Annotated in this window: 19 protein-coding genes; 11 read left to right on the top strand and 8 right to left on the bottom strand. The window is 65.9% G+C overall.

Going from position 1 to position 20,854, the window contains the following annotated elements:
• Positions 1–136: 136 nt before the first annotated feature.
• Positions 137–1,294, bottom strand: coding sequence for an MFS transporter (locus ACREB4_RS19520; protein ID WP_431589916.1), 1,158 nt, complete (start codon positions 1,292–1,294; stop codon positions 137–139).
• The gene (gene corA, locus ACREB4_RS19515; protein ID WP_431589915.1) at positions 1,291–2,256 is read right to left on the bottom strand and encodes a magnesium and cobalt transport protein CorA; all 966 of its coding nucleotides are present in this window, start codon (positions 2,254–2,256) and stop codon (positions 1,291–1,293) included. Before corA ends, ACREB4_RS19520 begins: the two co-directional genes overlap by 4 nt.
• 215 nt (positions 2,257–2,471) lie before the next feature.
• On the opposite strand from corA, the gene ACREB4_RS19510 reads away from it, so the two are divergent.
• The 7 genes from ACREB4_RS19510 to ACREB4_RS19480 all read left to right on the top strand — a co-directional run bounded on the left by ACREB4_RS19510 (position 2,472) and on the right by ACREB4_RS19480 (position 9,096).
• Positions 2,472–3,416 (top strand): LysR family transcriptional regulator, encoded by a 945-nt coding sequence (locus ACREB4_RS19510; protein WP_431589914.1) that lies wholly within the window; start codon positions 2,472–2,474, stop codon positions 3,414–3,416.
• 77 nt (positions 3,417–3,493) lie between these two features.
• The gene (locus ACREB4_RS19505; RefSeq protein WP_431589913.1) at positions 3,494–4,726 is read left to right on the top strand and encodes an acyl-CoA dehydrogenase family protein; all 1,233 of its coding nucleotides are present in this window, start codon (positions 3,494–3,496) and stop codon (positions 4,724–4,726) included.
• Positions 4,723–5,814, top strand: a complete 1,092-nt coding sequence (locus ACREB4_RS19500) for a phosphotransferase family protein (protein WP_431589912.1) — start codon at positions 4,723–4,725, stop codon at positions 5,812–5,814. The genes ACREB4_RS19505 and ACREB4_RS19500 overlap by 4 nt, the downstream gene beginning before the upstream one ends.
• Before the next feature lie 3 nt (positions 5,815–5,817).
• Positions 5,818–6,510 carry a histidine phosphatase family protein gene (locus ACREB4_RS19495; RefSeq protein WP_431589911.1) on the top strand — a complete coding sequence of 231 codons (693 nt, stop codon included), beginning with the start codon at positions 5,818–5,820 and terminating at the stop codon, positions 6,508–6,510.
• 44 nt (positions 6,511–6,554) lie between these two features.
• Positions 6,555–7,505, top strand: a complete 951-nt coding sequence (locus ACREB4_RS19490; protein WP_431589910.1) for an alpha/beta fold hydrolase — start codon at positions 6,555–6,557, stop codon at positions 7,503–7,505.
• 24 nt (positions 7,506–7,529) lie between these two features.
• On the top strand, positions 7,530–8,285 hold the full coding sequence (locus tag ACREB4_RS19485) for an SDR family oxidoreductase (RefSeq protein WP_431589909.1): 756 nt from the start codon (positions 7,530–7,532) through the stop codon (positions 8,283–8,285).
• A gap of 22 nt (positions 8,286–8,307) precedes the next feature.
• On the top strand, positions 8,308–9,096 hold the full coding sequence (locus tag ACREB4_RS19480) for a UPF0149 family protein (RefSeq protein WP_431589908.1): 789 nt from the start codon (positions 8,308–8,310) through the stop codon (positions 9,094–9,096).
• Between the two features lie 10 nt (positions 9,097–9,106).
• On the opposite strand, the gene ACREB4_RS19475 is transcribed toward ACREB4_RS19480, so the two are convergent.
• From ACREB4_RS19475 to ACREB4_RS19460, 4 genes are read right to left on the bottom strand one after another with little or no spacing between them, the layout of a single operon-like run.
• Complete coding sequence (locus tag ACREB4_RS19475; protein WP_431589907.1) at positions 9,107–11,152, bottom strand: FAD-dependent oxidoreductase; 2,046 nt, start codon at positions 11,150–11,152, stop codon at positions 9,107–9,109.
• Between the two features lie 48 nt (positions 11,153–11,200).
• On the bottom strand, positions 11,201–12,169 hold the full coding sequence (locus ACREB4_RS19470; RefSeq protein WP_431589906.1) for a lysylphosphatidylglycerol synthase domain-containing protein: 969 nt from the start codon (positions 12,167–12,169) through the stop codon (positions 11,201–11,203).
• On the bottom strand, positions 12,166–13,392 hold the full coding sequence (clsB, locus tag ACREB4_RS19465) for a cardiolipin synthase ClsB (protein ID WP_431589905.1): 1,227 nt from the start codon (positions 13,390–13,392) through the stop codon (positions 12,166–12,168). The genes ACREB4_RS19470 and clsB overlap by 4 nt, the downstream gene beginning before the upstream one ends.
• A complete protein-coding gene (locus ACREB4_RS19460) occupies positions 13,389–14,156 on the bottom strand; it encodes an endonuclease/exonuclease/phosphatase family protein (protein ID WP_431589904.1) in 768 nt (255 codons plus the stop codon). Before ACREB4_RS19460 ends, clsB begins: the two co-directional genes overlap by 4 nt.
• A 161-nt stretch (positions 14,157–14,317) precedes the next feature.
• Between ACREB4_RS19460 and ACREB4_RS19455 the strand changes: the two genes are divergently transcribed.
• Both ACREB4_RS19455 and ACREB4_RS19450 read left to right on the top strand, forming a co-directional pair.
• A complete protein-coding gene (locus ACREB4_RS19455; RefSeq protein ID WP_431589903.1) occupies positions 14,318–14,866 on the top strand; it encodes an outer membrane beta-barrel protein in 549 nt (182 codons plus the stop codon).
• Between the two features lie 70 nt (positions 14,867–14,936).
• A complete protein-coding gene (locus ACREB4_RS19450) occupies positions 14,937–15,485 on the top strand; it encodes an outer membrane beta-barrel protein (protein WP_431589902.1) in 549 nt (182 codons plus the stop codon).
• Positions 15,486–15,491: 6 nt separating this feature from the next.
• Here the strand turns inward: ACREB4_RS19450 and ACREB4_RS19445 are convergent, their stop codons facing one another.
• Both ACREB4_RS19445 and ACREB4_RS19440 read right to left on the bottom strand, forming a co-directional pair.
• Positions 15,492–16,853: an NAD(P)/FAD-dependent oxidoreductase gene (locus tag ACREB4_RS19445; RefSeq protein ID WP_431589901.1), complete on the bottom strand. Its 1,362-nt coding sequence runs from the start codon at positions 16,851–16,853 to the stop codon at positions 15,492–15,494.
• A gap of 93 nt (positions 16,854–16,946) precedes the next feature.
• Positions 16,947–19,130 carry a malate synthase G gene (locus ACREB4_RS19440; RefSeq protein WP_431589900.1) on the bottom strand — a complete coding sequence of 728 codons (2,184 nt, stop codon included), beginning with the start codon at positions 19,128–19,130 and terminating at the stop codon, positions 16,947–16,949.
• Between the two features lie 188 nt (positions 19,131–19,318).
• Between ACREB4_RS19440 and ACREB4_RS19435 the strand changes: the two genes are divergently transcribed.
• Both ACREB4_RS19435 and ACREB4_RS19430 read left to right on the top strand, forming a co-directional pair.
• Positions 19,319–20,248: a LysR family transcriptional regulator gene (locus ACREB4_RS19435; protein ID WP_431589899.1), complete on the top strand. Its 930-nt coding sequence runs from the start codon at positions 19,319–19,321 to the stop codon at positions 20,246–20,248.
• Positions 20,242–20,697 (top strand): DUF2214 family protein, encoded by a 456-nt coding sequence (locus ACREB4_RS19430; protein WP_431589898.1) that lies wholly within the window; start codon positions 20,242–20,244, stop codon positions 20,695–20,697. Before ACREB4_RS19435 ends, ACREB4_RS19430 begins: the two co-directional genes overlap by 7 nt.
• Positions 20,698–20,854: the final 157 nt, after the last annotated feature.

Below are 20,854 nucleotides of genomic sequence, written 5' to 3'. Positions count from 1 at the left end.
AACGCCTGCGGCGCTGATCAGTGGTGATGACCTCTATGGTCTCTGTACGCCTAGTCATACTCACAGTCCTATTCCTATCCGTAAGATAAGCGATAGTCCGTGTCCGGTGAATCAGGGGGCCGTTTCATGACGAGGTTCAGGCCGAGGCGCCCAGCGCCTGAGTGCGGCGCCACTGCATGAGGACCAGGGTGCCGGCCAGCGCGGCCAGCCACCAGCTCTGGCCCAGGGCGCCGAAATGGTCGATCACCACGCCGCTGACCAGCGGGCCCAAAGCGCCGCCGGCTGTGTAGCCCGCGATCATGGCCGAGGTGCCGGCCACGGCCGAAGTGTCGGCGAAATCGTGCGCCACGCGGATCATGGTCAGCGTGTACAAGGCCCCGCCCACCGCGCCCCAGGCGGCGGCGCACAGCCAGATCAGCTCGGGCCAATGGCTGACCTGGCCAAAGGTGAGCGACGCCAGCACCAGGATGACGGCCGCGCCGGTGAACAAGCGCCGCGTTGGCACGTGGTCGGCCAGCCAACCGGTGGGGTACTGCAGGAGGAAGCTGCCCATGCCGAGCGCACCCGCGATGGAGGTGGCCGCCGCCAGGTTCATGCCCAGTTGCGAGCCATAGGCGGTGGTGACCGACCCCAGGCCCACTTCGAAAACACCCCCGACCAGCGCGGCCCAGACCAGCAAGGGCCGGTGCCGCCAGGCCGCCGCCAGGCCCATGGTCTGCGCTCCTTCGTGGGCGGCCTTGAGCGTGGCCACGGCCGGGGCCAGTGACAGCAGCAGTCCGAAGGCCAGCCCCCCTGCCGCGACCACATTGGCCTGGCGCGGGTCCAGCCCCAGCACGCTGGGCAGCATGGGCCCCACGGCCATCGCGCAGCCCAGCACGGTCTGGTACAGGCCGGTGAGGCGGCCGCGGTGGCTGACCGGCACGTTGTGCGCGATCAGGGCTTCGGTCGCGTTCCAGGCGGCCGCCGCGCCGATGCCGGCCATGAGGGCCAGACCGCACCAGGTGGCGTAGTCGTCGGTGAGCAAGTAGCCCAGGCAGGAGATCACCTCCATGCCCAGGCCGATGCGGTAAGCCCGGCCCACGCCAATGCGGGCAAACACGTGCGGCACCACCGGCACCAGCAGGGCCACACTGATGAAAGACAGCATGGCGAAGCCGCCGATGGCCGTGGCACTGACGCCCGCCGTCTGCAGGCGCACAGCCAGCACTGGGTTGAGCAGGCTGTAGCTGAGCACAACCATGGCGGTGCCGATCATCACCCGCCACAGGCCGGGCGGCAATTTCAAATCGCTCACGCGCTCAGCCACCCTCGGCGGTGGAAGTACCACATGGGCACCAGCGCGCTGGCGATCATCAGGCCGACCGTGTACGGGTAGCTCCATTCACCCAGGAAGGCCAGCTCGGGGAACTTCAGGTTCATGCCGTACACGCTGGCCACCAGGGTGGGCGGCAGCAGTGCCACCGAGGCCACCGAGAAGATCTTGATGATCTTGTTCTGGTTGATGTTGATGAAACCGACCGTGGCGTCCATCAGGAAGTTGATCTTGTCGAACAGAAAGGCCGTGTGCGAATCGAGTGAATCGATGTCGCGCAGGATCTGGCGGGCTTCCTCGAACTGCTCGGCGCTGAGCATGCGGGCGCGCATCATGAAACTGACGGCGCGGCGCGTGTCCATGACGTTGCGGCGGATGCGGCCGTTCAAGTCTTCCTGGCGCGCGATGGCGGCCAGGGCCTCGGCGGCGGCCTGGTCGTTCACCTCGTCTTTCAGCACGCGCTTGCTGACCTTCTCGAGTCCGTCGTAGATGCCTTCCAGCGTGTCGGCGGAATACTCGGCGTCGGCGTCGTAGAGCTTGAGCAGCACGTCCTTGGCGTCCTCGATCAGGGCGGGGATGCGGCGGGCGCGCATGCGCAGCAGGCGGAACACCGGCAGGTCTTCGCGGTGGATCGAGAACAGCACATTGTTGTGCAGGATGAAGGCCACGCGGACGTTGCGCGGCGCTTCGTCGTCGTCGATCAGGAAGTCGGAACGGATGTGGATCGCGCCGTCTTCTTCGTAGAAGCGCGCGGATTCTTCCAGGTCGTCGTCGATGATGTCCTGGGGGATGACGAGGCCGAAATGGGCGGCGATCCAGCCTTTTTCTTCGGGCGTGGGGTCTTCCAGGTCGACCCACACGGGCGTGACCGGGATGAGGCCGTCCTGGCTGTCGATTTCTTCTTGAAAAAGCCGGCCGTTGGCCAGCGTGAAGACGTTGAGCATGCAATCTCCAGCGCCAGACTGCGGCGCGTGCGGATGAGGGGTGGGTATGTGGGTAGACCGCCCTCTCCGCGCTGGGAACCTGGGCGCCGCGCCTGACTAATGCAGGCCGATGCGCCGGTCAGCTGGAGGGGCGGTCACCGAGGCGGTGTGTCCAAGGTGATGCGCTCCGAAAAGCTCCGAAATCGGTAATCCGACATTGTCGTGTAAAAAGCGCCATGGCTCTACCTTCGTCACGGCTTGACCTCAATTTGTTCCGCGTCATGGACGCTGTTTTCGAGCAGGGCGGCATCTCGGGCGCGGCGCGTCACCTGCACCTGAGCCAGCCGGCCGTGAGCCACGCCCTGGCCCGCCTGCGCCGCCTGTGGGGCGACCCGCTCTTTGTGCGCCAGGGCAACCACATGGTGCCCACGGAATTGACCCGGCGCGTCATCGGCGAGGTGCAAGCCCACCTGCGCGGATTGCAGTCGGTCATGGCCCAGGCCGAAACGTTTGACCCCGCCGCGCTGAGCATGACCGTGCGCCTGGGCATGCGCGACGTGCTGGAGGCCATCACCCTGCCCCCCTTGATGGCGCGGCTGGCGGAGGTGGCGCCGGGCGTGAAGGTGGCCAGCGTGCGCGTGCCCCGCGATGCCCTGGCCCAGGCCCTGACGCTGGGCGAGGTCGACCTGGTGATCGACCGACAATGGCGCGTCGATGGCCGCATCAAGGGCGAACGCCTGGCCGATGAAAGCCTGGCCGTGATCATGCGCCGCGACCACCCCTTGGCGGCGCGGCCCATGGCGGTGGACGCCTATTTCGCGGGCAAGCACGTGATGGTGTCGGTGCAGCCAGACCAGCCCGACCCGCTGCAATCGGTGTGGGCGGCGCTGGGCCAGGGCGCGCGCGATGTCTTCCTGCGCTGCCAGCATTATTTTTCAGCGGCCAATGTGGTGTTGCACAGCGATGCCCTGCTGACCTTGCCGCGCACCTACGCCGAAGAGTTGGCGCGCAGCCTGCCGCTGGTGGTGCGCGAGCTGCCGCTGCCCGTGCCGCCCATCACCATCTGGATGTACTGGCATGCCGACCGCGATGCCAACCCGGTGCACCGCTGGTTGCGCGACAGCGTGTGCATCGGAGCACGGCAAGCGATGGCACCACCAAGTCATTCAAATCGTGCATGACTTGCGATGAAGAATCAGCATTTGCCGGCATGGCTGCGCGGGCGTAGCATCGCCGCATTCCACACCAGGAGACCACCATGAACTTCCAGCCCAGTGAGCGCGCCAAGAAGACGGCCGATGCCGTCCGTGCCTTCGTCAAAACCCACATCGAGCCCATCGAGGCGCAGCACTGGCAAGAAATCCTGGGCCAGCGCAACGGTGGTGACTGGACAAAATGGACCATCCCGCCCCGCGTGGAAGAGTTGAAAGCCAAGGCCCGCGCCGAAGGCCTGTGGAACCTGTTCCTGCCCGATGCCGAGCTGGGCGCGGGCCTCTCGGTGCTGGAGTACGCCTTCAGCTGCGAGGAAACCGGCCGCAGCATGATGGCACCCGAGATTTTCAACTGCGCTGCCCCCGACACCGGCAACATGGAAGTGCTGTGGAAGTACGGCAACGCCGAGCAGAAAGAGCGCTGGATGAAGCCGCTGCTGGCCGGTGAAATCCGCTCCGTCTTCTTCATGACCGAGCCCGACGTGGCCTCATCCGACGCGACCAACATGGAAGCGACCGCCGTGGTCGAAGGCGACCACATCGTGCTGAACGGCAAGAAGTGGTGGTCGTCTGGCGTGGGCGACCCGCGCTGCAAGATCGGCATCTTCATGGCGCGCACGCCCAATGCCGATGCCGGCCGCCATGGCCAGCACTCGATGGTGCTGGTGCCAATGGACACGCCCGGCGTCGAGATCAAGCGCATGCTGCCCGTGTTCGGCGAATACGACGAACCGCACGGCCATGGCGAGGTGCACTTCACCAATGTGCGCGTGCCGGTGGGCAACTTCATCGCCGGGCCGGGCAAGGGCTTCGAGATCGCGCAGGGTCGCTTAGGCCCGGGCCGCATCCACCACTGCATGCGCATGCTGGGCGCCGCCGAGAAGTCGCTGGAACTGGCCATCCAACGGGGCCTGAAGCGCGTGGCTTTTGGCAAGCCCATCATCAACCTGGGTGGCAACCGCGAGCGGATCGCCGAATGCCGCCTGGCCATCGACCAGGCCCGTCTGCTCACGCTGCAAGCCGCCTGGAAGATCGACACCCTGGGCGTGATGGCCGCGCTGACCGACGTGGCCGCGATCAAGGTGGTGGCGCCCAATGTGCTGCAGCAGGTGGTGGACTTCGCCATCCAGATCCACGGGGGCATGGGTGTGTCGCACGACACGCCGTTGACGGCATTCTTCAACCAGGCCCGCTCGCTGCGCCTGGCCGATGGCCCGGACGAAGTGCACAAGGGCATGATCGCCCGCCTGGAGCTGATGAAGTACGGGGTGGCCCGATGAGCGAAGGCGCGAGCAAGGGCGCTGGCGGTGTCCAAGACCAGGGCGGCGCCGTCCGCCAGGGTGAGGAGCTCAAGACCGCGTCGGTCGATGCCTGGTTGAAAGCGCAAGTGCCGAGCCTGCAAGGCCAGCCGGAGGTCACGCAGTTCTCGGGCGGCGCGTCGAACTGGACGTATCGCTTGAAGTACCCCAATGCCGACTACATCCTGCGCCGCCCGCCGGCCGGCACCAAGGCCAAGGGCGCGCACGACATGGGCCGCGAGTTCCGCGTGCAGAGCGCGCTCAAGCCGGTCTACCCGGTGGTGCCGAACATGGTCGGGCATTGCACCGACGAAGCCATCACCGGCAGCGAGTTCTACGTGATGGAGCGCATCGCCGGCATCATCCCGCGCAAGAACATGCCGCGCGGCTTGAACCTCGATGTGGCCACCACGCGCCAACTGTGCACCAATGTGCTGGACAAGCTGGTCGAGCTGCACCAGGTGAACGTGAAGGGCACCGACCTGGAAGCGCTGGGCAAAGGCGGTGGCTACTGCCGCCGCCAGATCGAAGGCTGGAGCGACCGCTACACCAAGGCCAAGACCTGGAACGTGCCTTCGTACAGCTACGTGATCGGTTGGCTGAAAGAGCACATCCCCGAAGACGTGGCCAGTTGCGTGATCCACAACGACTGGCGCTTCGACAACGTGGTCCTGTCCGAAAGCGATCCCACGAAAGTGATCGGCGTGCTCGACTGGGAAATGGCCACCTTGGGCGACCCGCTGATGGACCTGGGCAACAGCCTGGCCTACTGGGTGCATGCCGACGACAGCAAGTTCTTGATGAGCACGCGCCGCCAGCCCACGCACCTGCCGGGCATGCTGCGCCGCGAAGAGGTGGTCGAGTACTACCTGGACCGCATGAAGCTCAAGCCCGACAACTGGGTGTTCTACGAGGTGTATGGCCTGTTCCGCCTGGCCGCCATCGTGCAGCAGATCTACTACCGCTACCACCACAAGCAGACGCGCAACCCGGCCTTCAAGAACTTCTGGCTGCTGGCCAATTACCTGGACTGGCGCTGCAAGGGCATGATCAAGCGGAGCGGCATTTAAAGCATGGGCGCCATCTACTTCATCCGCCACGGGCAGGCCTCGTTCGGCAGCAATGATTACGACCAGCTCTCGCCCGTGGGCCATGAGCAGGGCCGCGTGCTGGGCGCATCGCTGAAGGCGCGCGGCGTGGTGCCTGATTTGGTCATCAGCGGCAGCATGAAGCGCCACCAGGAAACCGCCATCAATTGCCTGGAAGCACTGGGCTGCCAGTTGCCGAGGGAACTGCACCAGGGCGTCAACGAGTTCAACCACGAGAACGTGATCGAGGTGGCCGAGCCGCGCTACGTCGACAAGCTGGTGATGATGGGCGACATGGCCGCCTCGGGCGACCCACGCCGCGCGTTTCAAAGCTTCTTCAAGGGCGCGGTGACGCGTTGGGTGGAAGGCGAGCACGCGCATGAATACGCCGAGAGTTGGGCCGACTTCCGCGCCCGCTGCGTGGCCGCGCTGGACGACATCGTCCGCCAAAGCCCGCCCAAGGGCACGACGCTGGTCTTCACCTCTGGCGGCACCATCAGCGTGATCTGCGCCCACTTGCTGGGCCTGAGCGACGCACAAGCCTTCACCATCAACTGGACGCTGGCCAACGCCGGCGTGACCAAACTGTTGGCCGGGCGTGATGGCCTGCACCTCATCTCGGTCAACGAACATGCGCACCTGGAAGGTGGCGACAAGGGTCTTTTGACCTATCGTTGAGGCTTGTGCAAAACAAGTCCAACCAAAACGCTGGGATCCAACTCATGAAGACCTTGTTGAAGGCCGTGCTCGGCCTCTTGTTGCTCGCGGCCGTGCTGGTCGCGGGCGCCGTCGCGATGACCTGGGCGCCCGACCGCCCCGTCGAATCCCTGAAGGCGCGGTGGGCGCCGGCACCCTCTCAGTTCATCACGGTGCAGGGCATGCAGGTGCACCTGCGCGACGAAGGGCCGAAGGACGATCCCGAGCCTATCGTGTTGCTGCACGGCACCTCGGCCAGCCTGCACACCTGGGATGGCTGGGTGGCCGCGCTCAAGGGCCAACGACGTGTGATCCGGCTCGATTTGCCCGGCTTCGGTCTGACCGGCCCCGCGCCCGACGGTGACTACCACCTCACCCGCTACACCGGCTTCATGAAGGACGTGTTCGACCAACTGGGCCTCAAGCAAGTCGTGCTGGCCGGCAACTCCTTTGGTGGCACCGTGTCGTGGATGACGGCGCAGGCGCACCCTGATCGGGTCTCGAAGCTCGTGCTGGTCGATGCCGGGGGCTACCCTTACAAGGCGACCTCGGTGCCCATCGGTTTCAAGCTGGCGCAGATCCCGGCGCTGCGGCCCGTGCTGGCCAATGTGTTGCCGCGCAGCATGATCGAATCCAGCGTGCGCAACGTGTACGGCGACCAGGCCAAGGTCACGCCCGAGCTGGTCGACCGCTACTACGAGATCACCCTGCGCCAAGGCAACCGCGATGCGCTGAGCGCCCGTTTCAAGCAATCGCCCGGTGGTGAACATGCCGAGTTGATCAAGCAGATCCACCAGCCCACCTTGATCCTGTGGGGCAGCAAGGATGGTCTGATCCCGCCTGACAACGCCGAGCACTTCAAGCGGGACATCGCTGGCAGCCAACTGGTGATGTTCGATGGCCTGGGCCACGTGCCGCAGGAAGAAGACCCGGTGCGCACCGTGGCCGCGCTGAAAACCTTCCTGAACCTCAAGTAAGCCTCACGGCACAAGGACCAAGCCATGCCCACACGCCAGACCATCCTGATCACCGGCGCCAGTTCGGGCCTCGGCGAGGGCATGGCCCGCGAATTCGCCGCCAAAGGCCGCCACCTGGCCCTGTGCGCGCGCCGCACCGACCGCCTGCTGGCGCTCAAGGCCGAGCTGGAGGCCCGGCACCCCGGGGCGCGCATCTCGGTGCGCGCGCTGGACGTGAACGACCACGCCCAGGTCTTCGAGGTGTTCAAGTCTTTCAAGGCCGAGTTCGGCACGATCGACCGTGTCATCGTCAACGCTGGCCTGGGCAAGGGCCAACCCATCGGCAAGGGCCGCTTCGACGCCAACCTGCAGACCGCGCAGACCAACTTCATCGCGGCGCTGGCCCAATGCGAGGCGGCCATGGAGATTTTTCGCGCGCAGAACGGTGGCCACCTGGTGGGCATTTCGTCGATGAGCGCGATGCGCGGCCTGGGCCGCAACCTCACCACCTACGCGGCCACCAAGGCGGGTTTCGCCGCCTTGCTCGAAGGCATCCGGGCCGATGCGATGGGGCGCACACCGATCAAGGTCAGCACCATTTTCCCCGGTTACATCGAAACCGAGCTGAGCAGCCAATCGGCCAAAACGCCCCTGATGGTCGACACCCAGTCCGGTTGCCGCGCCCTGGTGGCCGCCATCGAGCGCGAACCGGCCAAAGCCTGCGTGCCGCGCTGGCCCTGGGCGGCGATCGCGTGGTACATGCGCCTCGCCCCCTTGAGTTGGGTGGCCAAGGTGTCCTAAGATGCCTTGAACAGGACACCCCATGACGACCACCCTCCAAGCCTTCACCGATGACGACATTGCCGCCCTGGAGGACTGGTGCGAGCGCCTCAGCGAACACCAACCCGAGGTGGCGCCCGACTGGGTCGATGGCTACCTGACCGCCCTGATCTGCGGCCCGCGCGACGTCGCCCCCAGCGAATACCTGACCTTGATGTTCGGTGAATCGCTGATGCACGTGCTGAGCAAGGCCGAGGACTTCGAGGTCGTCATGGCCCTGTTGATGCGCCGCTGGAACGCCCTGGCCGGCGAGCTGCAGCCCGAGCGCCTGATCGACGAGCCCGACGAGGTGCACCTCAACCCGCTGATGTCCGAGTACCCTCAGGACGAAATCGCCGAGAAGCTGGCCGAGGGCCTGATCAACGACGAGCAGGCCATGAGCCTGCAGACCGGCGGCGGCTGGGCGAGGGGCTTCGGCCAAGCCCTGCTCGATTTCGAAGACGACTGGGAAGTGTTCGAGCCCGGCAGCCCCGAAGCCGACCTGGTCGACTTCAATGTGCAGGCCGTGCTGTCCCTGACCTTGACCGACCGCCAGGCCCTGCGCGACTTCTGCGAGCAGGCCTACAACGAGGCCGAACTGGCACGCGATGACCTGATCGCCCAGGCCATGCTGTCGGTGCAGGACTTGCGCCTGTTCTGGCTGCAGCACCCACCCAAGTCGGTGCCGGTGCGCAACACCGACAAGGTGGCGCGCAACGAACCGTGCCCTTGCGGCAGCGGTCTGAAATTCAAGAAGTGCTGCGGCACGACGTTCAGCACCACCGTGCACTGACCGTTTCGGTTCACAGCGAGGCGGCCAGGCGCGCCGCCTGGTCGATCGCCTTCTTGGCGTCCAGCTCGCCCGCTTCGAAGGCCCCGCCAATCACGTGCACCTTCCGGCCTTGAGCTTCCAGGGCATCGGCCAGATCACGCAAAGGAACCTGGCCAGCGCACAGCACCACGGTGTCGCAGGGAATCCAGGTCGGGTCGATGCGCTTTTCGCCGTGGGTCACCATCAGGCCTTCGTCGTCGATGCGCTCGTAATTCACGCCGCCCACCATCTGCACGTTCTTCATCTTCAAGGCGCTGCGGTGGATCCAGCCCGTGGTCTTGCCCAGGCCGTTGCCCAGCTTGCCCTTCTTGCGTTGCAGCAGGGTCACCTGGCGCGCGGGTGGGCTGACCTCGGGCTTGCCCGTGCGCAGCCCGCCGGGCGACAGGGCCGGGTCGGTCACGCCCCACTCGGCCTGCCAGGCGGCCAGGTCCAGCGTCGGTGAATGGCCATCGCCCACCAGGTACTCGGCCACGTCGAAACCGATGCCGCCCGCGCCCACCACGGCCACGCGCTGGCCCACGGGCTTTTTGTGGCGCAGCACGTCGATGTAGCTCAGCACCTTGGGGTGCTCCTGCCCCGGGATGCGCGGGTCGCGAGGGCTCACGCCCGTGGCCACGATGACCTCGTCGAAGCCCTGAAGATCGGCGGCATTCACGGTGGTGTCCAGGTGCAGCGACACGCCGGTGACCTCGACCCGCTTGCGGAAGTAACGCAGCATCTCGTGGAACTCTTCCTTGCCGGGCACCTGCCGTGCCATGTTCAGCTGCCCACCGATCTGGCTGGCGGATTCGAACAGGTGCACCTCGTGTCCACGCTCGGCCAGCACGGTGGCAGCCGTCAGGCCGGCCGGGCCCGCGCCCACCACGGCGAAGCGGCGCTTGGTGGTGGTCGGCCGGTAGACCAGTTCCGTCTCGTGGCAGGCCCGTGGGTTCACCAGGCACGAAGTCAGCTTGTTCTTGAAGATGTGGTCCAGGCAGGCCTGGTTGCAGGCGATGCAGGTGTTGATCTCGTCGGCCCGGCCTTGCGCGGCCTTTTTGACGAAATGCGCATCGGCCAGCAGCGGACGCGCCATCGACACCATGTCCGCGCCGCCGGCCAGCACCGCTTCGGCCACCTCGGGCGTGTTGATGCGGTTGGTGGCCACCAGCGGGATGGTGATGCCATCGGCCATCAGTTCGGCCTTCATCTTTTGCGTGACCCAGGCGAACGCCGCGCGCGGCACGCTGGTGGCGATCGTCGGCACACGCGCTTCGTGCCAGCCGATGCCGGTGTTGATGATGCTGGCGCCCGATTTCGCGATGGCCTTGCCCAGCATCACCACCTCGTCCCAGGTGCTGCCATTGGGCACCAGGTCGATCATCGACAGGCGGTAGATGATGATGAAGTCGCGGCCCACGGCCTCGCGCGTGCGCTGCATGATCTCGACCGGCAGGCGCATGCGGTGGCTGTAATCGCCTCCCCACTGGTCGGTGCGCTGGTTGGTGTGTTGCGCCAGGAACTGGTTGATCAGGTAGCCTTCGGAGCCCATGATCTCGACGCCGTCGTAGCCGGCCTCGCGCGCTTTCTGTGCGCAGTTCACAAAAGCGCGGATCTGCCGTTTAACCCCACGCGCTGACAGGGCAAAGGGCGTGAACGGCGAGATGGGCGATTGGATGCGCGAGGGCGCCACCGCCAGTGGGTGGTAGGCATAGCGCCCCGTGTGCAGGATCTGCAGGGCGATCTTGCCGCCAGCCTCGTGGACCGCGCGGGTCACCACCTGGTGCCGTTTGGCGGCGCCCGAGGTGGCCAGGGTGCCAGCGAAGGGCTTGACCCAACCCGCCAGGTTGGGCGAGAAGCCACCCGTCACCATCAGGCCCACGTCGCCCTCGGCCCGCTCTCGGAAATAGGCGGCCAGCTTGCTCAGGTCGCGCCCGTCTTCCAGGCCGGTGTGCATGGAGCCCATCAGCACGCGGTTCTTCAGGGTGGTGAAGCCCAGGTCGAGCGGCGCGAGCAGGTGGGGGTACAAGGCGTGGGGCATGACAACAACGTCCGGGTGGGCTGGCGATGCCCGGATCGTAGGCGCAAATCACGCTTCGGCCGCGAGTCGTTTGGTGGTGGTTTCAAACACCAGGTAAGCCACACCGGCCAGCAGCAAGGGGCCCAGGTAATACACCGCGCGGTAGGCGAGCAGCGCGCCGATCAGTTCTGCGTGCGGCACCTGCGCACCCAGCAGCGCCACGAAGACGCCTTCCAGCACGCCCAGCCCACCGGGGACGTGGGCCAGCACGCCCGCCACCGCGCTGACCATCAAGGCGGACACCACGGTCAGGTAGGACACGCCCTCTGGCATCAGCACATAAATGGCGGCCGCGTTGGCCAGCCAATTGGCCGCCGACAAACCCAGCTGGAGCAAGGCCATGCGCCCCGAAGGCAGGGACACGTTCTGCCCACGCAACGTCCAGTGCCGGCGTGGTGACCAGGTGCACGCGGCCAGGTAGGCCAGCGGCACCAGCCACAGCACCAGGCCGGCCCAGCGCAGGGTGTCGGGCGACAGGTTCCAGTCGGCGGGCAGGGTCACCACCGGAAACACCAGGCACATGCCCAGCAACAGGGGATACGCCAGCCAGTTGATCAGCATGGCCAGGCCCACCAGCTTGGCCACCTCCGGCACGTGCAGCCCCTGGCGTGCGTAGAGCCGGTAGCGAAAGCCGACCCCACCCACGATGGTCCCCAAATTCAGGTTGATGGCGTAGCTGGCCATGGCCACCCCCACCATGCGCCAACGTGCCAGCGGGTGGTTCAGGTAATGCCAGCCGAACAGCTCAAAGCTGCCGTAGATGCCAAAGCTCAGCAGGGCGAAACCCGCGGCCGTGGCCAGCGTGAGAGGCGAGATCTCGCGCAAGACCTGGCCCACGGCCGGCCAGTCGATGTCCTTGGCCTTCCAGACGATGAGCGCGAGCACGCCCAGCGTGAAGGCGCTGACCAGCACGCGCTTGGCGATGGGCCACCAACCCGAGGAGGACACCTGTTCGAGGGCGGCGCTGGCTGACTTCATGCGCGCCTTTGCTCGGGGTCAAGCTGTGCTTCGTCAACGTGCGTGACCGCGGCCAACTGAGGCTGGTGCTTGGGCAACCAGGCCGCCCAACGTGGAAATCTCCGCATCACGTGGAAGACCAGCACGCTCAATCCCAGGCGCCACATGAGCCGGTGGCTTTTTTCGGGCTCTTGCACATGCTGGCAATGGTGTTGCATCAAGTGCTGCAGGCGTTCACGCAGGTACTGGTTGAAGCGCCGGTCCCAGATGAACAGATTGGCCTCCAGGTTCAGCGACAAGCTGAGCGGATCCAGGTTGCTCGATCCCACGGTGGCCCATTCCTGGTCCGCCAGGGCCACCTTGCCGTGCAAGGGCCGTTCACAGTATTCGTAGATCTGCACGCCCGCGCGCAGCAGGTAGTCGTAGAGGATGCGCGCGGCCAGCTTGGCGATGGGCATGTCGGGCTCGCCTTGCAGGATCAAAGTCACTTTGACGCCTCGCTTGGCGGCGTTGCGCAGGTCGCGCAAAAGGCGGTAGCCCGGGAAGAAATAAGCGTGGGCCAGGATCAATTCGTGGCGCGCGGCGCGGATCGCCATGCGGTACTGGTGCTCGATGTCGGTCGGGTGGTGCCGGTTGTCGCGCGAGACGAAGGAGGCCCAGGATGTCATGCTCGCGTCGGGCCGGTTCTTGCCTGGCGATCGGGGTTCGCGCGACCACGGCGAACGCCAGCGGCGCGAGGGCGCGGCCGTGGCCAGCGCGAAGCGGTGCATGTCTTCGACGATGGGGCCGCGCACCAGCACTGAATAGTCCTGCTTGGCTTGGGGGCCGAAATCAGCCAGGTGGTCGGCCGAATAGTTGATGCCCCCGATGAAGGCCGTCTGGCCATCCACCACCACCAGCTTGCGGTGCAGGCGCCGGAACACGTTCAGCCGCATGCCCATCAATTTGGGCTGCGGGTCGAACACCTGGACGCGCACGCCCGCGGCGCTCAACGTGTCGATGAATTCCTTGCTGAGGTCGGGTGAGCCATAGCCGTCCACCGTCAGGGTGACTTGCACACCGCGCTTGGCGGCCTCCACCAGCACGGCGTGCAGCTCCCAACCCACCTTGTCCATGAAGAGGATGAAGGTCTCGATCAGCACCTCGCGCTCGGCCTCTTGCACGGCCTTGAACACGGCCGGGAAAAACGCCTCGCCGTTCTCCAGCAGCTCGATGTGGTCGATGGGTTTCCAGCCGGGTTTCACAGGCGGATCTCCGCGGTCAGTGGCGCGTGGTCGGACAAGTGCGACCAGGGGCGCGTCGACAACACCTGCGGTTCATGGACCTCCACGCCGCGCACGTAGATGCGGTCCAGTTGCAGCCAGGGGAAGCGGGCGGGGAAAGTGCGCGGTGGGCTGCCGAAGGTGTCCACGAAGCAATCGTGCAGCCCGGCACAGCGGGTCAGGTGCTGGTGGGCGCGCAGTCGCCAATCGTTGAAGTCGCCAGCGATGATCAGGGGGGCGTCGTGGGGCACTTCCCGGTCGATCAGCTGGCATAACAGGTCAAGCTGCTTCTGGCGGTGTTTTTCGCGCAGCCCCAGGTGCACGCAGATGGCATGCACCTGCTGGCCCAGCGGGGGCACGTCCAGCACGCAGTGCAGCAAGCCGCGCTTTTCGGCCCCATTGATGGAGGACACGCTCACATCGTGGTTCTCGAAGCGGTGGATCGGGAATTTTGACAAGACGGCATTGCCGTGGTCGCCATGCGGGTAGACGGCGTTGCGGCCATAGGCGAAGTCCGACCAGATCTCGTCGGCCATGAATTCGTATTGCGGGACTTCGGGCCACAGCGAATGCTGGACGGCATGGTGCTCGTGGCTGCCGTGTACTTCTTGCAAAAACACCACGTCCGCCTGCACCGTGCGCACCGCTTCGCGCAATTCCGGCAGGATGAAGCGACGGTTCAGGGCCGTGAAGCCCTTGTGGGTGTTGACCGTGAGCACTTTGAAGGTCAGGTCTTGGGCGGGCATGGTGGGCTCGGTGGTGGAAGTGCTTCTGTTTCGGCAATCGGTGTGCCCGCCCCGGACCTATCGCATTCCCTAGCGGGGGGTGAATCGGCCACCATGCGACATTTACAATCCCGCCGGTCGAATGTTCGACGGTGTTCAATGGGACGGTTATGAAAAAGATCATGTCGGCCGCGCTCCTGGCGCTGGCTGTGGGAGGCGTGCAGGCGCAGGTCTACGTGGGTGGCAACCTGGGCTTGAGCAAGGTCGACATCGAATGCCCGGTTGGCGTCCGCTGTGACACGAACGACATCGGCTACAAGGCCTACGTGGGCTTCAAGGATCCGTCCAACCAGAATTTCTCGGTCGAAGGTGGTTACCTCGACCTGGGCAAAGCCAAGGCCGAAGGCGCGCGTGCCGCCGAATTCAAGGCCAGGGCCTTCTTCCTGGCAGCCGCGCTTCACGGCAACTTCACCCCGTCGTTCGGTGGTGGGGGCCGCGCGGGCCTGGCTTACGTCAAGACCAGCTGCACGGGCACGGTCAACAGCTTCAGCGGCTCGGTGGACCAGACCTACCTGGCGGCCTATGTTGGTGGCAACCTCGACTATGCGCTCACCCGCAATCTGAAGGCCGTCGTGGCGCTGGACGTCACCCGTGCCAAGTGCCCTGCCGCGGTTGATTTGCCCTCGGCCACGGTGGGTTTGTTGTCCCTCGGCGCCCAGTACGACTTCTGAACTGCTTGATCCACCCGCGGCCTGGTGGCGGCGGGTGGCCATTTCTCCCCTCTTACGCGTTCCAAACACCATGAAAAAAATCATTTCGGCCGCTGCGCTTGTGTTGTTGACCGTGGGCAGCGCGCAAGCCCAGTTCTACGTGGGTGGCAACCTGGGCCGTTCCCACCTCGGTCTGGGCTGTTCCGGCGGGGTCAACTGCGATGACTCGGCCACGAGCTTCAAGCTGTCGGCCGGTTACGCCGATGACGAGATCCCGCACGGCGCCGTGGAACTGAGCTACATCGGCTTCGGCAAGGGCAAGACCCGCGTTGGCACGGCCAACGTGAACGTCAAGAGCCAGGCCCTGGTCCTGGCCGGTGGCATCCACGCTGATTTCACCGCCCGATTTGGCGGCATCGCCCGCGTGGGTGTCGCGGCCGTCAAGACCCGCTGTGGGTACGCCGGCAGCAAGTTCTCGTCGTCCGAGACCAAGGCGGCCGGCTACCTCGGCCTGGGCCTGGACTTCGCTTTCACCAAGAACATCAAGGCCGTGGCCGCGCTGGACCTGACCTCGGGCGAGTGCGGTGGTGAAACGGGTGGTCTGCGCATGTTGTCGCTGGGCGGCCAATACACCTTCTGAGCCAGCTCAGCGGCCGTCGGTTCCGGTCGGCCGCGCCCGTTCCGCCCAGGCTTGACCTTGCTCAGCCTCGGCGGTGCGGCGCGCTTCGTCCTCCCGCAATTCGTGGCTGCGCGTGAAGCGCAGGTGCGTGATGTCTGGCGGAAAGAACATGCCCCACGCCCATTCCAGGAAGACGCGCAGCCGCCTTCCGAACGAGGGCATCTGCGACAGGTAGTAGGCCCGCCACACCACCCAGGCCGGCCAGCCCGTCAGGGCCAGGCCCCCTACTTCGGCCACGCCTTTCAAGTGCCCGATCGAGGCCATCATCCCGCGTGAACGGTGGCTGAACGGCCGCGTGGGTTCGCGCCGCGTCCGTGCCATCAGATTGCGCGCCAGGTGCAGGGCTTGCCGAACCGCGAACTGCGCGGTGGGCGGCGAGGTGCTTTGGTCGTGCAGATTGGGCACGGCGGCGCAATCCCCCAGCGCCCACAAACCGGGGTGGCCTGGCACGGACATGTCTGCCTCGGTCAGGATGCGGCCGCCTTGCAAGGCCAGGCCGGCCTGGCGGGCCAGCGGGTTGGGCTCGGTGCCGATGGTGCAGATCAGGGTGTGGCCCGCGATGAGCTCGCCGGTGCTCAGCACCACGCCTTCGGCGGACAAGGATTGCGCGCGTGTTTGCAGGCGCACCGCCACGCCCCGCCGCCTCAGTGATGCCAGGGCGGCCGCCCCCAGGCCTGGCGACAGCTCTGGCAGAAGGCGCTCGGTGCCATGCAGCACCGTGATCTTCAGTTCGTCGGCCTGCACCAGGGGGTAGTAACGGCGGATGCTGGCGAGGCAGTCCACCAGTTCACCGGCCACTTCCACGCCCGAGAATCCTCCGCCAATCACGATGAAGTGGCCCAGTTGGCGCCGCAGCTCAGGGTCGGTTTCCAGCTCGATGCGGGCCAGGCGGCGCAGCACCATGTTGCGGATGTGCATGGCGTCGCCCACGGTTTTCAGGGGCAAGGCGTGCTCGGCCATGCCGGGCAGCAGGTCCAGCCGGGCGCGGTTGCCGAACGCCAGCACCAGGTGGTCGTAGGCCACGGACATCTCGCCCGCCAGCGTGCGGCAGACCAGCGTCTTGCCCACCGTGTCCACCGAGGTCACCGCGCCCATGATGAAACGGCTGCCGCAGCCTGGCCGCAGCATTTCGCGCACTGGCACCACCACTTGCTCGGGGAAAACCGAAGCGCCCACCGCTTCGGGCAGCATCGGGTTGAAGGTGGTGTAGCTCTCGTCCGAGACGAGTGTCAGCCGCAAGCCACCCGGCCACTGGCGTTCCAGGGCCCGGATCAGGGTGGTGCCGGCAAAGCCCGCACCAATGATGACCACGGAAGCTGCAGGGGGCATGGCATCGCTCGTGTCCAGTCAAGGGTGCGGCATGTGCATGCACGAAGCGTGCGCGGGGCCATGAAAAAAGCACCCCGTGGGGTGCTTTTTTCTTTACAGCGCCTTGGCCTTCAGGCGCCAGGCGTGCAGCAGCGGCTCGGTGTAGCCGCTGGGCTGTTCCTTGCCCTTGAACACCAGGTCCAGCGAAGCCTGGAAGGCCACGCCGTTGGGATTCTTCACCAGGCTGATGTACAGCGGATCGCCCGCGTTCTGCTGGTCCACCACGCCGGCCATGCGCGTGAAGGTCTCGCGCACCTGGGCTTCGCTCACCACGCCATGCTGCAGCCAGTTGGCGATGTGCTGGCTGGAGATGCGCAGCGTGGCGCGGTCTTCCATCAGGCCCACGTTGTGGATGTCGGGCACCTTCGAGCAACCCACGCCCTGGTCGATCCAGCGCACCACGTAGCCCAGGATGCCTTGCACATTGTTGTCCAGCTCTTGCTGCTTGTCGGTCTCCGACCAGTTGGCCTGTTCCACCACGGGGATGGTCAGCAGGTTGTTCAGCAGCGCTTCGGCGTCTTCGTTCGATTTCTCGATCTCGACCTGGACGGCGGCCACATTGACCTGGTGGTAGTGCAGCGCGTGCAGCGTGGCGGCCGTGGGCGAAGGCGTCCAGGCGGTGTTGGCGCCGGCCTTGGGGTGGCCGATCTTCTGCTTGAGCATCTCGGCCATCAGGTCGGGCATGGCCCACATGCCCTTGCCGATCTGGGCGCGACCGCGCAGGCCGCATTGCAGGCCGATCAGCACATTGCGGCGCTCGTAGGCGGCGATCCAGGCGCTGCTCTTGATGTCGCCCTTGCGCATCATGGGGCCTGCCAGCATGGCGGTGTGCATCTCGTCGCCGGTGCGGTCCAGGAAGCCGGTGTTGATGAAGGCGACGCGGCTCGAAGCGGCGGCGATGCAGGCCTTCAGGTTGGCGCTCGTGCGGCGCTCTTCGTCCATGATGCCCAGCTTGACGGTGCTGTCGGCCAGGCCCAGCAGCTGTTCGACGCGGCTGAACAGCTCGGCGGCGAACGCGACTTCGGCGGGGCCGTGCATCTTGGGCTTGACGATGTAAACCGAGCCTTGGCGCGAGTTCACGATGCCGTTGGCGCCATGGCGCTGCAGGTCGTGCAGGGCGATGGTGGTGGTCACGACGGCGTCCATGATGCCTTCGGGGATCTCTTTGCCCTCCGTGCCCCACAGGATGGCCGGGTTGGTCATCAGGTGGCCCACATTGCGCACGAACATCAGCGAGCGGCCATGGAGCTTCACTTCGCCGCCATGGGCGCCGGTGTAGACGCGGTCGGCGTTCAGCTTGCGCGTGAAGGTCTTGCCGCCCTTGGCGACCTCTTCCGACAAAGTGCCCAGCTGGATGCCCAGCCAGTTGCTGTAGCCCAGCACCTTGTCTTGGGCATCGACAGCGGCGACCGAGTCTTCCAAGTCAAGAATGGTCGACAGGGCCGATTCCAGCACCAGGTCAGAGACGCCGGCCGGGTCGGTCTGGCCGATCGGGGTGCTGCGGTTGATCTGCACGTCGATGTGCAGGCCGTTGTTCACCAGCAGCACGCTGCTCGGTGCGGCGGCATCCCCCTGGAAACCCACGAACTGCGCCGGGTTTTGCAGGCCAGCGGTCTTGCCATTGGTCAACGCCACGACCAGCTTGCCACCTTCAACGCGGTAGCCGGTCGAATCCTTGTGCGACGCGCCTTCCAGCGGGGCCGATTGGTCCAGCACATTGCGCGCAAAGGCGATGACTTTGGCGCCACGCACGGGGTTGTAGCCCTTGCCCTTGTCGGCGCCATCGGTCTCGGGGATGGCATCGGTGCCATACAGCGCGTCGTACAGGCTGCCCCAACGGGCGTTGGCGGCGTTCAGCGCGTAGCGGGCGTTCAGGATCGGCACCACCAGTTGCGGGCCGGCTTGTGTGGCCAGCTCGGCGTCCACGTTCGACGTGGTGATCTTGACGTTGCCAGGCACGGGCACCGTGTAGCCGATCTTTTCCAGGTGGGCGCGGTAGGCGGGCATGTCCTTGATCGGGCCCGGGTTGGCGGCGTGCCAGGTGTCCATCTCGGTCTGGATGCGGTCGCGCTCGGCCAGCAGGGCGGCGTTCTTGGGGGCCAGGTCGGACACGATCTGGTCGAAACCCGCCCAGAACTTGCTGCTCTCGACGCCCGTGTTCGGAAGCACCTTGTCTTCGATGAAACGGAAGAGTTCGGTGGCGACCTGGAGGCCGTGGACGGTGGTGCGTGCGGTCATGGTGAACCTCGTCAGATAAGTGAAGACCAAGGGGAAGAGGGACTCAGCAGGCGCTGTGCCCCAGCTTTTTCCGGGCGCCCTCTTTTCAATGCCCCGATTTTATTCGATACTTATCCAGCCATTACCAGCCCGTAAATTCATGGATTCATGACTTTTACGCAAAGATCCGGTTGTCAGGGGTGCCCATCATGGACAGACTCAAGCAGATTGAATCGTTTGTCGCCGTGTCCATCCGAGGCAGCCTGACCGCCGCCGCCCAGGCCGAAGGCGTGGCGCCCGCCGTCATCGGGCGGCGCATCGATGCCCTGGAAGAACGCCTGGGTGTCAAATTGCTGGTCCGCACCACCCGCCGCATCAGCCTCACCCGAGAAGGCAGCGCCTTCCTCGAAGACTCCCAGCGCCTGCTGGCCGACCTGGCCAATGCCGAGGCCAGCGTCAGCGCCGGGGGCGTCAAGGCCAGCGGCCACCTGCGCATCACGGCACCTGCGGGCTTCGGGCGGCGCCATGTGGCGAACCTGGTGCCGCGCTTCGTGGCCCTGCACCCCGAGGTCTCCATGACCTTGAACTTGTCCGACCGCCTGGTCGACCTGGTCAACGAGGGCTTTGACTGCGCGGTGCGTGTCGGCGACCTGCCCGATTCCAGCCTGATCAGCGTGCGCCTGGCCGACAACCGCCGCCTGTGCGTGGCCAGCCCGGACTACATCGCCCGGCGCGGCCGTCCCGCGGTGCCCGCCGACATCGCCCGCCACGATTGCCTCACGCTCAGCTCCGAGGCCAGCCAGACGCGCGGCTGGGCCTTCACCCTCGACGGCCAGACCAGCTACGTGCGCCCCGCCACCAAGCTCGATTGTTCCGATGGCCAGGTGCTGCACGCCTGGTGCCTGGAAGGCCTGGGCCTGGCTTGGCGGTCATGGTGGGAGGTCGAGTCCGACGTGCGCGCCGGTCGCCTGGTGAGCGTGCTCGACGAGGTCGCGGCCCCGCCCAATGGCATTTACGCCGTGTTCGCGCAGCGCAAGCACCTGCCGCTGCGCCTGCGTCTGTGGATCGATTTCATCAAAGAGACCTATGGCGACCCGGCATACTGGTCTCAAGCCCTGCTTCAGGAGTCCCCATGCTGATTGAATCCTTGCTGGCCTACGCGCACTTCGTGGCCATCCTGACCCTGGTCGTCTTCATCACGAGCGAGGCCGCGCTGTGCCGGCCCGAATGGATGAACGCCGCCGTGGTGCGCCGCCTGGCGCGGGTCGATGTCATCTACATGATGGCGGCCATGGCCGTGCTGGCCACGGGTTTCGCGCGCACCTACTGGGGCGCCAAGGGTTTCGAGTGGTACTGGCACCAGCCCCTGCTGCACCTCAAGCTGACGCTGTTCGTGGTGGTGGGGCTGATGTCGATCGGTCCGACGAGGGCCTTCATCAGCTGGCGCAAGGCGCTGGATGCGAGCGGCGCCTTGCCGGCCGAAGCCGAGGTGCGCAAGGTGCGCCGCATGATCATGGTGCAGGCCCACCTGGTGGTGCTGATCCCGCTGGCCGCCGTGTTGCTGGCCAGGGGAGTCTGGACCCATTGAGCCGGAGGCGGCTTACTTCGAAGCGGCCGGCGCGGCCGCGTCTTTCTCGCACTTCTTGACGAAACTGTTCTTGGCGGCGCCCGCCAGCGGCTTGCCGTTCTTGTCGATGGCCTTGGCGGCGCAGGCGGCGCCTCCGCTTTCCTTTTCGCACTTCTTG

The organism is Aquabacterium sp., assembly GCF_050725395.1.
In the GTDB taxonomy this organism is placed as follows: domain Bacteria; phylum Pseudomonadota; class Gammaproteobacteria; order Burkholderiales; family Burkholderiaceae_C; genus Aquabacterium.
This window is presented reverse-complemented; position numbering and strand designations above follow the sequence as displayed.